The sequence below is a fragment of the Roseicyclus sp. genome (assembly GCF_052168335.1).
In the GTDB taxonomy this organism is placed as follows: Bacteria; Pseudomonadota; Alphaproteobacteria; order Rhodobacterales; family Rhodobacteraceae; genus Roseibacterium.
In genome coordinates this window covers 1-1,788 of sequence record NZ_JBQLZP010000655.1, presented here as the reverse complement: position 1 = coordinate 1,788, position 1,788 = coordinate 1, and the positions used below count along the sequence as shown (strand labels likewise).

Sequence of the window (1,788 nt, the reverse complement as noted above, 5' to 3'; positions counted from 1 at the left end):
CGCAAGCGCCGCGAAAAACCGCCGCTTTTGACGATTTCGCCTTGTTTCGCCCCGCACTCCGTGCTTAGTCGTGCCTGCGCGGGAGAGACGGCACCTTGCCGCACTGCGTGGATTTCGTCAGATACCGCGGGCCCAACGATCAGGCCCGGCGTGTTCGCGGTTCCGGGACCCGAGGGTTCCATCCTCTGCAACACCCAGGACAACTGGACCCATAGTAAGCACATGAGATCATCGAAGAACCGCTCGCGGTCCAAGGGGAACCGCAACCGTTCGGTCGGCAACATCGTCAACCGCGTGTTCGATTCCTCCGGCCCGGAAGGCAAGGTCCGCGGCACGCCGCAGCAGATCATCGACAAGTACAACCAGTTGGCCCGTGATGCGCAGCTCGGCAACGACCGCGTCGCCGCCGAGAACTTCCAGCAGCACGCCGAGCACTACCTCCGCCTCCTGGGCGAGGCGCAGCGCGAGATGGACGCCCGCCGCGACCAGAACCAGGGCGGCGGCCAGCCCCAGCAGGGCGGCCAGCAGCACGACGGCCAGCAGCAGCGTCCCCAGCAGGGCGGCGAGGAGGGCGGCCGGACCCGCTTCGAGGACACCGCGCAGTCGCCCGAGCCCGAGGCCCGCAGCTTCGACGCCGTGATCGACACCTCCGACGACGGCGAGAGCACCCTCGTCGAGACGCCCGAGAGCAATCCCAAGCCCAAGCGCAGCCGCACGCGCCGTCCGCGCAAGCCCGACGCCGCCTCCGGCGACGGCGATGGCGGCGAGGATGGCGACAAGGGCGGCGACGGCTCCTCCCGCGAGGCGGCGGAGTAGGCTCAGGCCGGGGTGGCGGGCGCGTCGTCGAGCGCGTCCTCCGCCTCGATCGGCCGCCAGCCTCGCGCCAGGTGCCGCCCCTCGAGGGCGCAGATGCCTCCGCCCCCGGCGATCCCCGGTTCCAACGCCTCCGTGATCCCGAGGCCGAGCCGCGCGCAGAGCAGAAGCGTCGAGACGCCCCCATGGGTGACGATGGCGATGTCGCCCGCGCCTTGTGTCATCGCGGCGGCCTTTTCCACCGCTCCGACGATGCGCGCCTGCGCGTCCACCGCGCGTTCCCATCCCCGCACGCTCTCCTCCGGCCGCGCGAAGAACGCGGCGGCGACGCGGGAGAACTCCGGCTCGGGAATGTAGCCCGTCGCGCTGCGGTCGTTCTCGCCGAGGTCTTCGTCGATCCGCACGGCCATGCCGAACGCCTGCGCCAGCGCCGCCGCGCCCTCCCGCGCCTTCCTCTCGGCGCTCGACCAGATGGCGTCGGGGGCCGGGCGGCGGGCCGCCCAGGTCCGGGCCAGCGCCACGTGCCGCGCGGCTCCGCGGGCGGAGAGGCCCCAGTCGGTCACCGGCACTGCGGGGTCGATCACCACGTCGGCATGGGTGACGATCCAGAGGCGACGCGTCACGAAAGCGCCCGCGCCAGCGCGCAGAACCGCTCGAGCGGGATCTCCTCGGCCCGCGCCGTGGGCTCGATACCCGCCGCGCGGAGGCGGTCCTCGATGTCGGGCGCGACACCCTTCAGCGCGGCGCGGAGCATCTTTCGGCGCTGGTTGAAGGCGGCCGCGACGACGCGCGACAGAACCTCCGGATCGGCCGGGTAACGGGGTTCGGGCAGCGCCTCGATCTGCACCACGGCCGAGCGCACCTTGGGCGGCGGCGTGAAGGCCTCGGGCGGCAGGGTCATGGCGATCCGCGCCTCCGCCCGCCACTGGGCGAGGATGGCGAGGCGCCCATAGGCCTTGGACCCCGGCGCGGCCA

Annotated in this window: 3 protein-coding genes; 1 reads left to right on the top strand and 2 read right to left on the bottom strand. The window is 72.4% G+C overall.

Annotated features, from left to right (window positions below):
• The first annotated feature begins 222 nt into the window (after window positions 1–222).
• Window positions 223–816, top strand: coding sequence for a DUF4167 domain-containing protein (locus ACTS11_RS19965; RefSeq protein WP_442642035.1), 594 nt, complete (start codon window positions 223–225; stop codon window positions 814–816).
• Window positions 817–818: 2 nt separating this feature from the next.
• Here the strand turns inward: ACTS11_RS19965 and ACTS11_RS19960 are convergent, their stop codons facing one another.
• Entirely contained in the window at window positions 819–1,436 is a 618-nt protein-coding gene (locus tag ACTS11_RS19960; RefSeq protein WP_442642034.1) for a histidine phosphatase family protein, read from the bottom strand.
• On the bottom strand, window positions 1,433–1,788 hold a 356-nt coding region (locus ACTS11_RS19955), incomplete at its 5' end, for a ribosomal RNA small subunit methyltransferase A (protein ID WP_442642033.1). The genes ACTS11_RS19960 and ACTS11_RS19955, both read right to left, overlap by 4 nt.